General features: G+C 26.5%; 9 protein-coding genes. 1 reads left to right on the top strand and 8 read right to left on the bottom strand.

All coding sequences use genetic code 11. The annotated features are described in order from the left end of the window. Nucleotides 1-90: 90 nt before the first annotated feature. From MarbSA_RS08655 to rimI, 4 genes are all read right to left on the bottom strand, one after another. Nucleotides 91-2,223 carry an Ig-like domain-containing protein gene (locus MarbSA_RS08655; RefSeq protein WP_221061420.1) on the bottom strand — a complete coding sequence of 711 codons (2,133 nt, stop codon included), beginning with the start codon at nt 2,221-2,223 and terminating at the stop codon, nt 91-93. 477 nt (nt 2,224-2,700) lie between these two features. Beyond that, the gene (carB, locus tag MarbSA_RS08650) at nt 2,701-5,916 is read right to left on the bottom strand and encodes a carbamoyl-phosphate synthase large subunit (RefSeq protein WP_221061419.1); all 3,216 of its coding nucleotides are present in this window, start codon (nt 5,914-5,916) and stop codon (nt 2,701-2,703) included. Between the two features lie 19 nt (nt 5,917-5,935). Then, the gene (gene carA / locus MarbSA_RS08645) at nt 5,936-7,042 is read right to left on the bottom strand and encodes a glutamine-hydrolyzing carbamoyl-phosphate synthase small subunit (protein ID WP_054835104.1); all 1,107 of its coding nucleotides are present in this window, start codon (nt 7,040-7,042) and stop codon (nt 5,936-5,938) included. Between the two features lie 533 nt (nt 7,043-7,575). Next, the gene (gene rimI, locus MarbSA_RS08640) at nt 7,576-8,019 is read right to left on the bottom strand and encodes a ribosomal protein S18-alanine N-acetyltransferase (protein WP_054835825.1); all 444 of its coding nucleotides are present in this window, start codon (nt 8,017-8,019) and stop codon (nt 7,576-7,578) included. A gap of 316 nt (nt 8,020-8,335) precedes the next feature. Between rimI and MarbSA_RS08635 the strand changes: the two genes are divergently transcribed. After that, nucleotides 8,336-8,653, top strand: coding sequence for a DMT family transporter (locus MarbSA_RS08635; RefSeq protein ID WP_054835824.1), 318 nt, complete (start codon nt 8,336-8,338; stop codon nt 8,651-8,653). 838 nt (nt 8,654-9,491) lie between these two features. Here MarbSA_RS08635 and MarbSA_RS10450 read toward each other — a convergent pair. The 4 genes from MarbSA_RS10450 to MarbSA_RS08620 all read right to left on the bottom strand — a co-directional run bounded on the left by MarbSA_RS10450 (nt 9,492) and on the right by MarbSA_RS08620 (nt 14,838). Continuing rightward, nucleotides 9,492-9,620, bottom strand: coding sequence for a hypothetical protein (locus MarbSA_RS10450; protein WP_280636255.1), 129 nt, complete (start codon nt 9,618-9,620; stop codon nt 9,492-9,494). Between the two features lie 332 nt (nt 9,621-9,952). Continuing rightward, on the bottom strand, nt 9,953-10,456 hold the full coding sequence (locus MarbSA_RS08630; RefSeq protein ID WP_221061418.1) for a hypothetical protein: 504 nt from the start codon (nt 10,454-10,456) through the stop codon (nt 9,953-9,955). A gap of 626 nt (nt 10,457-11,082) precedes the next feature. Beyond that, nucleotides 11,083-12,120, bottom strand: coding sequence for a precorrin-6A reductase (gene cobK, locus MarbSA_RS08625; protein ID WP_221061417.1), 1,038 nt, complete (start codon nt 12,118-12,120; stop codon nt 11,083-11,085). A 39-nt stretch (nt 12,121-12,159) separates the two neighbouring features. Continuing rightward, nucleotides 12,160-14,838: a cation-translocating P-type ATPase gene (locus MarbSA_RS08620; protein WP_221061416.1), complete on the bottom strand. Its 2,679-nt coding sequence runs from the start codon at nt 14,836-14,838 to the stop codon at nt 12,160-12,162. Nucleotides 14,839-14,850: the final 12 nt, after the last annotated feature.

Here is a 14,850-nt window from a genome sequence, read left to right as displayed (position 1 = left end):
AAAATAATTAAAATTATTAAAAATAAAAATATAAAAAGATTAATAAAAAAATCAAAAAATAGAGTATTTTTAATTAATAAGAAAACAGCCCTATTTAATAGTTACTTTTTGAGTATAACTAGACTCATGATTCTTACTATCACCAAAATACTTAGCTATAAAACTAACTAAACCTTTAAAACTGATTTTCTTAGAAAGTGTGGCTAAACCATTATAATTAGTCTTAGCTTGACCAAGATACTTACCATTAGCATAAAACTTAATATACTTTTTAACCATAGCTTTATTAGCAGTATTTTTAAGGGTAGCTTTAAAAGTAGCTATTTTACCATATTTAGCAGTGAATTTAGATAACTTAGTATAAGTCTTACTTTTAGGAATAACTTTTAAAGTAGGAGAATTTTTAGCTAAATAATAGCTATCTCCCGTGAAATTAGCTATAATTTTATGAGTTTTCCCTGTTTTAAAAGTATATTTGAAGCTAGCTAACCCAGAACTAGAACTTTTAGCTTTAGTAATATATTTACCATTAATATATAACTTAACTACTTTTCCAGCTAAAACTTTACCATTTTGACCTTTAATAGTAGCTTTAATTATATTAGACTTCTTATAAAGAGCTTTGAAATTAGAAATAACTATAGTAGTTTTAGCTTTAACAACATTCAAAGTAATATTTTTACTAACACCATTATATAAGCTATCTCCTGTGAAATCAGCTATAATATTTTTAGAACCAATAAATTTATTAGCTAAATAACTATAAGAAGCTTCACCTTTACTATTAGTCTTAAGATTAAGTATTAAACTCCCTATATTTAATTTAACTGTTTTTCCACCTAATAAATTACCAGCCTGATCACTTAAAATAGCTTTAAAAATAACATTTTGACCATAATAAGCACTAGATATAACACTAATCACAATATTAGTAGTGGCTTTATTAGCATTATAAAGGATAGTAGAATTTTCTTTATCAAGAATAGCGTTAATAGAATTATTAAGAGAAGTTAAAGGAATATTATAGCTAGCACTTAAACGACCATCAATATTTTTCCAAAAGATATCATTATTAATATCAACATCAAAGAAAGGGAAATTATTAGCTGCACCAGCATTATCATCAGTACCATTTAAAACAAAACTATAGGTAAATTTAAGCTTATCACCAACACTAAGACTATTATTAGATATAATACTACTAATTTTCATAGTATAATAATTATTTAATTTAGCAGGACTAGCAAGATTAGCTACATTGAATACATTATTAGTTCCCCACCAATTATAATCACAATATAGCTTACCATATATCTGATGACTGCCAGTACTACTATTAGTATTTATAAATCTAGAATATGTAACATTACCAAAACTAACAGGGTTATCTACATGAATAACACTACCATAAATAGTATTACAAATAACCCTAGTATTTATAAAGCTAGAACCACTTACATTAAAGTTATTAACATTTTTAACATAAATAACACCACCCTTAATCTCAGTACCACTGATTGAAGTAGCATTAATAGTATTATTAATAAAACTAGAATTTAAAATCTTAAAATTAACAAAATTAGAAGCATAAATAACACCACCATGAACAACAGTGCCATTAACAGTGTTATTTATAAAATTAGAACTTAAAATATTTAAATTACCACCATAAATATAAATAACACCACCATAAATATAACTTCCACTATTAGAATTAGTATTAGTGTTTATAAAACTACATTTATTTATAGTTAGGTTACTATTATTAGTATAAGAATTAATAACGCTACCATGATCATTAGAATTCGCATTAACAAAATTTATTCCATAAAAATTAACATTAGCATTATTTTGAATTTTAAACAACCAATTAGTTTTTCCTCCATCTATTACAACATCACCATACTTATTATCATTATAATAATATTTTGCACTATAGATGTCTACACTACGATTGATAACTATCTGATTGTTTTTAGTTCCAGTATAAATTCCACCTTTAATGATAATCTTATTGTTCCCATTTTCAGCATTGGTTTTCTCAACTGCTTTTTTAACACTCTCTAAAGGTCTAGCTATAGTTCCTTCATTACCATCATTTCCACCTGTTTCATTTACATAAAAATCAGCTGCACTAACACTAGCTAAACTAAAAATGAAAATAAAAGAAATAAGTAAAGATGATATTAAAAAAATTTTTTTATCATACCTCATAAAATTCATAAAAACCCCTCATATTTTTGACTGATCTAAGTCAAATTATGAACCTCATTATATTATATATTTAGAAAACGTTATATAATTTTCCATAAGTGCAAACTAATCACATCTACCAATGACATATCTATTTTTTCATTTAAAGCTTTTTTATTCTTTTATTTCCTATTTATCCTAAATGGCGTTGATACTCTGGTTTTTTTAGTATTTTGTGATTTTTTGTAAATTTTTTATTTCTATAATAAAAATTGTATATCTATTAATCAAGAAAATAATGATAAAAATATATTTTTGATTTTAAAAATAGTTTTAAAGCTATTAAAAATGATTATTCATCTGGAAATCTATTCAAAATAATGAAAAATAATATAAAAATAATATAAAAAAATAATCAATTTAAAAGGAGTAATCAATTTTTTAAAAAAAAAAAAAAAAAAATAATAAAATAAAAATAGAAATATTGTAAAAATATTATAAACTATTTTAATTTTCTCCAATATATTCATTTAAAGATTTAACTCTAAGTTCACTATTTTTAATAGCTTCAATAGCATTCAAAGCAGCTCTGGCTCCAGCTAAGGTAGTAACATAAGGAATTCCAAGTTCAATAGCTAAACGTCTAATTTTATACCCATCTGCTGCAGATAATTTTCCAGAAGGAGTATTAATAATCAAATCAACCTCTTTAGACAATATTTTATCGCTGACATTAGGAGAATCCTGGCTTATTTTACTAATCTCTTCAATTTCAACACCATCAACTGCTCTTGCAGTTCCAGGAGTAGCTATTAAATTAAATCCTAATTTAGATGCCTTTTCAGCTATATCTTGTATCTTAGATTTATCTTCTTCTCTTACACTAATAAATATAGTTCCTTCTTTTGGAAGGTCCATATTAGCTGAAAGCTGTGATTTATAAAAAGCAAGCCCAAAATTTTCATCTATACCCATACTTTCTCCTGTAGATTTCATTTCAGGTCCAAGTACTGCATCAGCTTCAGGAAGTTTTAAAAATGGGAAAACAGATTCTTTTACAGCCACATGATTAATCTTAATTTCATCAGTTAATCCAAAGTCTTTTAATTTTTTACCAATGACTAACTTTGATGCTATTTTAGCTAAAGGTTTACCAATAGCTTTACTTACAAATGGAATAGTCCTACTTGCTCTTGGATTTGCTTCAATAATGTAGACCTTACCTTTATTTTTACAAGATTCATCCTTTTCATCAAGTTTTACTGCATATTGTATATTCATTAATCCAATAACATCAAGTTCAATAGCTAATTTACGAGAATAGTCACGAATAACATCTAAAACATCTTCTGGAATAGTTTGAGGAGGTATTACGCAAGCAGAATCACCAGAATGAACTCCTGCTTCTTCGATGTGTTCCATTATTCCTCCAATAAATACATCATCACCATCTGAGAGAATATCAACATCAACTTCGATTGCACCTTCTAAGAATTTATCCACAAGGATCGGATGTTCTGGAGATACTTTTACAGCTTCTTCCATATATTCTTTGAGTTCATAATCATCATAAACAATTTCCATAGCTCTTCCACCAATAACATAAGATGGACGAACAAGAACTGGGAAACCTATGTCTTTAGCAGCATCTCTTGCATCATCAAAGGACATAGCTAATCCATAAGGAGCTTGAGGAATATTAAGTTTGTTTAAAACTTCAGTAAACCTTTCCCTATCTTCAACCCTATCAATACTCTCATAAGGAGTTCCAAGAATCTTTACACCAGCATTAGCTAAAGGAACAGCTAAGTTGATAGAAGTTTGTCCACCAAATTGAACCAAAACGCCTTCTGGTTTTTCTTTTTCAATAATAGCCATTACATCTTCAAATGTTAATGGCTCAAAGAAAAGCTTATCAGAAATATCATAATCAGTACTTACAGTTTCAGGATTATTATTAATAATTATAGTTTCAATACCTTCTTCTTTAAGAGCTAAACTAGAATGAACACAACAATAATCAAACTCGATACCTTGACCTATTCTAATTGGACCTGCACCAAGTATTATTATCTTACGATTATCTGAAACTTGAAGTTCATCTCCACCATCATAATCCACACCATCATAACTACTATAATAATAAGGAGTTTTAGCTTCAAATTCAGCTGCACAAGTATCAACCATCTTATAACAAGGTTTAATATTATGAACATTGGTTATTTTTTCAAATTCCTCATCACTAATCTTTGCTATTTCAGCCAATGTTGAATTTGAAAAACCCATTTTTTTAGCTTCTAAAAACAGTTCTTTATCCTTTAAAGATTCTTTATTAATTTTTTCTTCAAAGTCAACAATATTTTTAATTTTATTTAAGAAAAATGTATCAATATTAGTAAGACTATGGATTTTACTTACAGGCATACCCATTTTAAGTGCTGCATAAACTTGGAATAAACGTTCATCAGTAGGATTTTTCAAGTCATCCTTACTGAAATCAATTTCTTCAAACCCAAAAAAACCAGTATCAAGAGAACGAATAGCTTTATGAAGTGCTTCTTCAATAGTCCTTCCTATAGACATTACTTCACCAGTAGACTTCATTTGAACTCCAATTTTCCTATTAATTCCTTTAAATTTATCAAAAGGCCATCTAGGAACTTTAGATACAACATAATCAATAGTTGGTTCAAAAGATGCAGGTGTTTCTTTTGTAATATCATTTTGAATTTCATCAAGAGTCATTCCAATAGCTATTTTAGAGGATATCTTAGCAATAGGATAGCCAGTAGCTTTAGATGCCAATGCACTACTTCTACTTACCCTTGGATTAACTTCAATAACTTTATATTCGCTTGTTTCAGGATTAACAGCAAATTGAATATTACATCCACCTTCAATACCTAATGCCCTTATTATTTTTATAGATGCATCACGTAAACTTTGAGCTTCAATATCATTTAAATTTTGAGCAGGAGCTACAACAACACTTTCACCAGTATGAATTCCCATTGGATCAATATTTTCCATACTACATATGATAATACAAGTATCGTTTTTATCTCTCATAACTTCATATTCAAATTCTTTCCAACCAAGAACAGATTCATCAATAAGAACTTGACCAATGAAACTCATATCTAAACCATGAGAAGCAATATCAATAAGTTCTTCCTTATTATTAGCTACACCACCACCAGTGCCCCCTAAAGTGAAAGCAGGCCTTACGATTACAGGATATCCTATATTTTTAACTGCCTCAATAGCTTCATCAATAGATTCAACAGCCCGACATTTAGGAATTGGTTCATTAAGTTTATTCATGAAATTTCCAAATAAATCTCTATCCTCAACATCTTTAATTGTTTTAACTGATGAACCTATTACTTTTACTCCACCTAATGCTCCAATTTCATCCAATCCAGTAGCTATATTTAATCCAGTTTGTCCACCCATAGTAGGCAAAATAGCATCAACTTGCTCTTTTTCAATAATCTTAGCTACAATTTCAGGAGTTAAAGGTTCAACATAAACTTTATCTGCCATATCCATATCAGTTTGAATTGTAGCAGGATTACTATTAATTAGTACAGTTTCAATCCCTTCTTCTTTTATTGATTTACAAGCTTGTGAACCCGAATAATCAAATTCCGCTGCTTGACCTATCTGAATTGGCCCTGAACCTATTATAAGTACTTTTTTAATATCTTTATCAATTGGCATCTATAATCCTCATTCATTACTAATAATCATCCATCATCTTTTTAAATTTATCAAATACAAAGTTAGTATCATTTGGACCAGGTCCAGCTTCAGGATGGTACTGAACACAATTTAATGGTAACTCTTCATGTGAAAAGCCCTCAGGAGTATTATCATTAAGATTAATTTGAGTCAATTTCAAAGGAGTATCTTTTAATGATTCCTTATCAATACTAAATCCATGATTTTGAGAAGTTATAAAAACTTTACCTGATGTTAAATCCTTAACTGGTTGATTAGACCCTCTATGACCAAACTTCATCTTATAAATTTTAGCTCCAAAAGATTTAGCTATAACCTGTTGACCCATACAAATACCAAAAATAGGAAGACGGTTGGACAACTTCTGTACATTTTCTATTGTTTCAGTAAGCCTTTCTGGGTTTCCAGGACCACAAGAAATCATTAACCCATCTATATCATAATCCAATATTGTTTTATAATCTGAATTATATGGGAAAAGAACCACACCAATATCTTTTTTTAGAAATCCCTCAATAATATTTTTCTTAACACCACAATCAATTAAAGCTGCCTTTTGTTTGAAATTATCACCAAATGTAACTATCTCTTTAGTTGAAACTTGTGGAACTAAATCCATATCTACAATACTTAATTGATTCTTTGCCTGAGCAATAAGCTCACTATCATCAATTTCTTCAGTAGATATTGCACATTTCATAGCTCCTTTTTCACGGATTTTTATGGTTAAATCTCTTGTATCAATTCCACTAATACCTGGAATTTTATATTCTTTTAAGAACTCATCTAATGTTTTTTGTGAAGAGTATATAGAAGGTTCTTTGCAGACTTCTCTTACAATGTATCCTTCTACTTGGATTTTTCCAGATTGATACCAATCATCACTAACACCATAATTTCCTTGAAGAGGATATGTTGACATCATTATTTGGCCTTTAAAAGAAGGATCAGTTAATCCTTCAACATAACCAGTCATACCAGTCGTGAAAACAATTTCACCAGTTGCAGTTGTTTCATGACCAAATCCTTCACCTTTAATTATCGTTCCATCCTCTAAAGCTATTTTTGCAGTAGATTTATCCTTTGTTTTTTCTCCCTTTTCCATTAAATCACCATATCAAAATATAAATGTATTAACTATAAATTGACTATAAAATATTGAATATAAAAACATTGCTTATCTAATATAGCCTATTTGTGTAATATTAACTATATGTAATATAATTAGTTTATGTAATATTAACTATTCTTGTAATATTAAAAATACATATTAAATATAATATTAGAATATTAAAAAATTCCATTAATATTTAAATTTATAAAATTATTTAAACTTTTTAAAGCTCCTTTATTAAATAAGATAAGAAGATATTTAAAACTTATGATAAAAAAATTATACATAAATCAACAATATAAATTATGATATTAATATTAATTAAATTTAATTATAAAAAATAATTATAAAAATAAGTATAAAATAATTATAAAAAATAAAAAATAGGTTAAAGTTAATTATAAATAAAAAATATGAATTAATTATAAAAATAATTATAAGAATTATAAAAAATTATAAAAAAGTATAAAAAAAGTATAAAAATAAAATTTTAGATAATGAATTAAGTACTATAAAAAATTTAATTAATAACCATCAAAAAAATTAAATGACATTTTATAAGCATCAGCTCCATCTTCATAGTAATTTGATACTTTTTTATTTATTTTAAACCCAATAGACTGATAAAAATCTAAAGCTTCTTTATTTTCAGCATTTACCTCTAAAGTTATTATAAATATATCAAACTTTAAAAATGTAGCAATAGCAGTATTAATTAATCTTGAACCTACTTTTTGTCTTTTGTAATCGGGATCTACAGCTAAGGAGATTATATGGCCTCTATTCTCTTCAACAATCCAAAATATAATATAACCAACTATATTTTCCTTAACTTGAGCAACTAAAAAGCCTGCTCCAAAATCAAAAAGTTTTCTAAGTATATCCATATTATAAGGATTAGGAATGGATATTTCCTGAATTTCATAAACTCTAAACAAATCCTTTGGACGAAATTCTCTGATTATCATAAAACTCAAAACAAATTAAATTAAAGTTCATAATAAAAATTATTCATAATATTAAGTTATTCATAATATTGTAAATTATTGTAATTTAATAAAATATGTTTATGTTATAATATTTAATTATTGTGAAATATAAAGGAAATAAAAAAATAAAAGCAAAACATAAAAAATAAGGATAAAAATAAAATATAAAGATAAAAACAAAATATGAAAAATAAAGTCAAAAAAAAATATGAAAATATAAAAATAGAATATGAACTCCGTAAAATTCTAAAATTATACAAAATTTTATATACACAAATGTATATAATTTGAAAGTATGAATCCTTGGATATTTCTTATTATAGCAGGAATCTCAGAGATTGGATGGGCAATATCTCTTAAATTCTCAGAAGGTTTTACAAATGTTTTAATGTCTATAACAACCGTTATCATTATGGTTTTAAGCTTATTTTTCCTTTCCCTAGCATTGAAATATATACCAATAGGAACTGCATATGCTGTATGGACAGCTATTGGTGCTGTTGGAGTAGCTGTTATAGGAATGGTTTTTTTAGGCGAAACTAAATCAATGATTAGAATATTCTGCATAATGTTAGTAATAGGTGGAATAGTTGGGTTAAAAATTTCAGGATAATAAAAAATTATTTTTTATGTTAATTTAAATAAAAATATTTTAAAAAAGAATTAAAAAGATTAATACAGTAAAAAGAAGGTTAATGAAAAAATAAAGAGTATTAACAGATTTTTTACATGAAAAAAATTCTATTGATACTTATAATAACTTTTAAGAGATGAATTAATAAAAAAAAGATTTTTAAAATAAAATTTAGAATTATTAAAAGGTTAGATAAGGTCTTATTTTATAGAATATGTCATAGTCATGCTGATTTAGCTGAAATAAAGTATAAATCTTTGAGATGTTAATATAGTTAATCCAATTCCTTTTAATGCTTCTTTATTTCTTAAAAAGAGCACAAATCAATGGTTTTTTTTAAAAATAAACCAAAACCTTTATATAGTATGCACAATTAATAAAAGAAGTGAAGTTAAGTTACATTGTTAATAAAACTATTAAAAAGATGAATTTTATAAGAGTTATTTATCAGATGAATTTTCATAGTTTTATATGTAATTTACTAGTTGTAGATTGAAAGGCGGATTCGATCAAACACCAAATATAAAAAGTAACATCTTTTGATGTTCTTTTTATGTTTATATTTATTATGATAATTTACTATTTTTATAATAATTTATTTTTATAACTAATTCATATTTTCAAATTATTGAATACTACTTTTAAAAAAATTTTTGGTAGAATAATTAAAACAAAACTAAAACAATTTATATTTTATTATTTACGAGCTAATAAACCAAGACTTGCGATTAACACTAAAATCACTGCCATTAAGAGTTACATCAGTTTATTTCCTAGTAAAGCCTGTTATGGATTGTCAATATTGGTGGGTTGTTATTTATTGGTTAATCCATAATTCACCAATAGCTAAAGTTATATTGTTTTCACTATCTAAAATATTCACAGGAATTAAGTCAGTAGAATATTCCCCAAAAAGATTATTATGATTATTATTACCATAAACCACTATTTTCACATGTAATTTTTTAAAATCGGCATTATCATTAGTACAATTTAAAACAAGTATAATTTTGAATGTTTAAATACCAAAATGGTTATTAAATCTTACTTCTTCAAAAATAATAATAATAATAATAATAATAATATAAAATAATTATTTACTGTATTAATTAAAATAAAAAAGTTCTATATTAGAATAAATTGCATAATAATTATATAAAAGATTAATAAACCTTAATATATAAATTAAAGATAAATTAAAGATATTAATAAAGAATATATCAAAAAAAGAAAGTGGAAGTCCATTTAATAATCGACTTTCTAAAAAAAGATATTATTCTATTTATTAAGATCAAAGAAAGAGTATGCAATAGATTTAATTACAGGAATGCTTATATCATCTGGATAGGATATAATTACTTTATTGTCTCCTGCATTGAATAAAGCATAATTTAATTCATCACCTTCGACATTTGAAAAAATTTCTAAATGGTTTTCATTTATCGTGAAACTTTCTGTATCTGCGCTTTCCTTTCTAAGAGAAGCAAGATTTTCATCCCACAAAGATGAATCTTCATCATTTTTAAAAACTTGTATTATGAATTTCTTATCTGCAACTTCATAAATATGTTCTATATTTCCATTTTCAGTATCATTATCTTCATAAATTTCACCATTGCCGAGATTTTGTGGTAGTTTAAACTTTAACTCTGCAAGATCTTTATCTACCCAATCAGAAGTATCAGCCCCACTCATTATAGAGTTAAAGATGAAAGCTATTGATCCAATGGCTACTATTCCAATTATAACTATAATTCCTATAATTATATACAATTTTCTCATTTGATTACCTCATATATCATCCGATTATCTATTTTATGTTTAATACTATTTAATTCGCTATTGTATGGTTGATGGTTTCTTCAAGCCCCTTATTTTTATATTAAATACCATATAAAGTATCATAGAGTGTTTTTATCAATGTGTATCTTTATCTATTATTTTAAGGAAATACTATTGTCAATACATTCTATTGAATTCACATCAATAACTAAAAACATGAGCATTTATTTTTTAATTAGAATCTTCTCACCTTTCTTTTATTAATAATTCTTTTATTAAGAAAATATTAATGAATAAATTAATGAAAAACAAAACATAAATTTAATATAATTTTATCAAAGCAAACAATCTCTTTTTAAAGAAAATAAAAAAAGAAAGAGATTCATCATCCTATCAAAGACAAAATATAATAAATAAATGTCTCAAACAAAAACCTCATCATTATTATATAAATTTCATTCAGTACAATAACAATTATATTATTATATTGACATCATATATAAAAGTAAGCATTCACTACAAAAAACAAGCCTATAAAAAAGTTAAAAAATTGAAAATTTATGCAAAAAAAATACTTAAAAAGCTTAGCCAATAAATGAAATAATTGATTTAGAGGTTATTAAGAATTATAATGAATCCAAAAATATTTTTAATTCAGATAAATTATTCACAATATTTTTAGAATCTAAATTATTAATCTTAGGTCTGTTTACTAATATAACATCAATTCCTAGTTCATGTGCAGCTTCTATTTTTGAAGGAGCACCACCAATTTCACCACTTTCTTTAGTAATAATAACATCAACATCTAATTCTTTCATTAATGATTTATTAAACTCTTTTGAAAACACTCCCTGCATTGCTATTATATTCTCACCATTAATTCCAAGAAAGTTACATTTTTCAATAGAAGATTTAACTGGAAGAACTCTTACAAAAAAGTTTTTTAAGTCTAGTTTACCATATTTTAAAACTGTTTCAATAGTATTTACACCTGCTAAATGAAGGATATTTTTAGATTTGAAATCATTAGAGAGTAATTTTCCTGTTTCTTCAAAAGAATCAACAAATATTATTGAATCCTTAAATTCTGAATAATCAACATCGGGCCTTTCAAAACGTATGTAAGGAATCTTAGCTATTTTAGAACACTCTATTGCAGTTGATGTAACATTAGATGCAAATGGGTGAGTTGCATCAATAAAAACATTAAAATTATTATGAATATTATTAGTATTATTAAAATTATTATTTATATTACTATTATTAATATCACTACTAGCATTATTTTTATTATTAATATCAGTATACTTATTATTATTAATGTTATTATTGATATTGATAGTATTAGTATTATTTTTATTATTAATAATATTACTATTATTAAAGTTATTATTAATAATATTACTATCTGTATTCTTGTTATTATTACTATTAAGATCAGTGATAATATTAAGTATTTCTTCTTTAGGTAAAGGCTTACCTATTACCTGATTCGAACCTGCATCTTTAGCTAATTTAGCACCATAATCAGTAGTAGTTGTAGTTAAAATATAAGGAGAATATTTAGAAGAATATTCATGTCTTAGAAATTTAATTATATTAATAGAATCTTTTGTTCCACCCATTAAAAAAATTCTTAGCCTATATGAATTATTATTCATTATATTCCCCATAAATTAAACATTCCTATTATATATATATTAATTTTTAGTCATAAATCTATTCAAAATTTTCTCAGAAACAAGAATGGTGGCAGCTACAATTACAATTAGTATCCATTCGATAATACCTATTGCAGTTGTTCTGAAAATTCCTTGTAAATAAGGTAAATAAATTACTAAGAGTTGTAATAAAAATGAAATTGAAATAGCTATCCAGAAAAAGTTATTTTTCTCATTTGAATTTGCCCTATTGTTGATTGCATTGAATAGTTGATACATTACAAATACTGTAAAAGCAACAGTAGTTGCTATTTTTATATTTCCATCAGTAGAACTCAATTCATAGAAATAAAGAGCTAAAGTACCAACGGCCATTACAACACCTGCAATAATTATCCTAGTGAGGGTGTTTTTGTTTAATATGTTTCCTTTTTCTGGTGCTCTATTCATTATATTCTCTTCAGCACCTTCTGTACCAAGTGATTGAGCAGGAGGTCCATCCATTATAATGTTTATCCAAAGAATCTGAATAGGGTTGAATGGGATTGGTAAGCTAAGTAAAGATGCAGAAACAATTGTTAAGATAGCTCCAACATTTGTTGAAACTTGGAACTTAACAAAACGTTTTATATTATCGAATATTTTCCTTCCTTCTTTAATAGCTTGAACAATAGTTGCAAAGTTATCATCTTGAATAATCATATCAGATGATTCTTTTGAAACATCAGTTCCACTTCCCATAGCTACTCCAATTGAAGCTTTTTTAAGTGCAGGAGCATCATTCACCCCATCACCAGTCATTGAAACAACATTCTTATGTTTTTGAAGAGCTTCAACAATTCTAACTTTTTGTTCTGGATATACTCTAGCATATACTTGAACATCTTGTACTACATCCATAAACTGATTTTCATCAAGTTTATCAAGTTCTGCACCAGTTAAAACTTTTCCATCAGTGAAAATCCCAATTTCTCGTGCGATTGATGATGCTGTAGATTGATGATCTCCTGTAATCATTACAACTTTTATTCCAGCTGTTTTACATGATGCGACTGCATCTTTAGCTTCTTGTCTTGGAGGATCCATCATTCCAGCTAAACCAACAAATATAAGGTCTTTTTCAACCTCATCAGGATCTTCAATTAAGTTGTTAATACTATCATTACCAAGATCAATATCTTTATCACTAACTTTATAATTATTATTTTTTTCAACTTTTTTATAAGCAAGTGCTAAAACTCTAAGGGCTGAACTTGTCATCCCCTTGATATTATTACTAATAGTTTCCTTAGTTTCATCATCAAGAATTTCAATAGTTCCATCATTATCTACATATTTACATAAGCTTAAAATGATTTCTGGAGCACCTTTACTAAAAACATACAAATTATTATCGGTGATTATATCTGAAACATTAGTATTATTAACATTATTATCTCTTCTTTCATGAATAGTAGTCATTCTTTTTCTAACACTATCCAATGGGATTTCTTTAATTCTTGGATAATTATTTTCAAGATCAGATTTTAAATATCCATTATCTTCACCATACAACATTATTGCTGCATCAGTTGGATCTCCAATTATTTTTCCATCCTTAATACTTGAATTATTACACAAAGCACAAATTTCAAGTGCTTTTTTCTCATTAGTAAACTTTGCATCCCTTACAGTCATCTTGTTTAAGGTAAGAGTTCCAGTTTTATCAGTACAAACAACAGTACAAGACCCAAGAGTCTCAACAGCTAAAAGCTTTCTAACAACAGCATTAGACTTAGCCATTTGTTGCATTCCTAATGCAAGAGTAAGTGTTAAAATGGCTGGAAGACCTTCAGGTACAGCAGCAACAGCTAAGGAAACAGCAGTCATGAATGTTGAAACAAGATCATGCCCTTGGAAAAATTGTAAAGCAAAAACAAGTACACAAACAACAACAGCTATAAGCCCTAGTGTTTTACTTAAATTAGCTATTTTCTCTTGTAATGGTGTTTTTGTATCTTCATCCTGAATCATTTCAGCTATTTTACCAATAGAAGTATTCATACCAATAGCTATTACAATACCCATACCTCTACCAGAGATAACATTAGAATCCATATAAGAAAATCTCTTTCTTACATTTTCATCATGAGACCCTTTATCAATATTTAAAATAGCATCTTCATTACCTTCAACACCACTACCTTTATAGCTGATATCACTATTACTGTCTTTAAGTACAGGTAAAGATTCTCCAGTAAGAGAAGATTCATCTATCTTTAAATCAGATGTTTCAATCATCATAAGGTCTGCAGGAATCTTATCTCCTTCTTCCACAACAACAATATCTCCAATAGTAAGTTCAGTTCCAGATATTTTCTCAAATTCCCCATCTCGCTTTACTACTGCTTCTGTAGATACTAAACTTTTTAATTTTTCCATAGCTTTTTCAGCACGATATTCTTGAATAAATCCAATAACCGCGTTTAATATTACAACTATTAGAATTACTATAGAATCAACAACTTCTCCTACAAAAAATGCTGCTATAGCTGCTACTATTAAAAGAGCAATTAATATATCTACAAACTGCATAAAAAATAGTTTAATAGGATGATCCTTTTCATCTTCCTCTAATTCATTCTTACCATATTTAGCTAAACGAATATTAGCTTCATCATGAGTTAAACCATTAGCACCAGTTTCATATTTTTTAAAAATCTTATCTAAACTAGTCATTAAATCCCTTAT

The organism is Methanobrevibacter arboriphilus (genome assembly GCF_019669925.1).
In the GTDB taxonomy this organism is placed as follows: Archaea; Methanobacteriota; Methanobacteria; order Methanobacteriales; family Methanobacteriaceae; genus Methanobinarius; species Methanobinarius arboriphilus_A.
This window is presented reverse-complemented; position numbering and strand designations above follow the sequence as displayed.

Bases quoted from the DNA above. Each gene is read 5' to 3' on its own strand.
- MarbSA_RS08655 (WP_221061420.1), bottom strand. From the start codon at position 2,223: ATGAATTTTATGAGGTATGATAAAAAAATTTTTTTAATATCATCTTTA.
- carB (WP_221061419.1), bottom strand. From the start codon at position 5,916: ATGCCAATTGATAAAGATATTAAAAAAGTACTTATAATAGGTTCAGGG.
- carA (WP_054835104.1), bottom strand. From the start codon at position 7,042: ATGGAAAAGGGAGAAAAAACAAAGGATAAATCTACTGCAAAAATAGCT.
- rimI (WP_054835825.1), bottom strand. From the start codon at position 8,019: ATGATAATCAGAGAATTTCGTCCAAAGGATTTGTTTAGAGTTTATGAA.
- MarbSA_RS08635 (WP_054835824.1), top strand. From the start codon at position 8,336: ATGAATCCTTGGATATTTCTTATTATAGCAGGAATCTCAGAGATTGGA.
- MarbSA_RS08630 (WP_221061418.1), bottom strand. From the start codon at position 10,456: ATGAGAAAATTGTATATAATTATAGGAATTATAGTTATAATTGGAATA.
- cobK (WP_221061417.1), bottom strand. From the start codon at position 12,120: ATGAATAATAATTCATATAGGCTAAGAATTTTTTTAATGGGTGGAACA.
- MarbSA_RS08620 (WP_221061416.1), bottom strand. From the start codon at position 14,838: ATGACTAGTTTAGATAAGATTTTTAAAAAATATGAAACTGGTGCTAAT.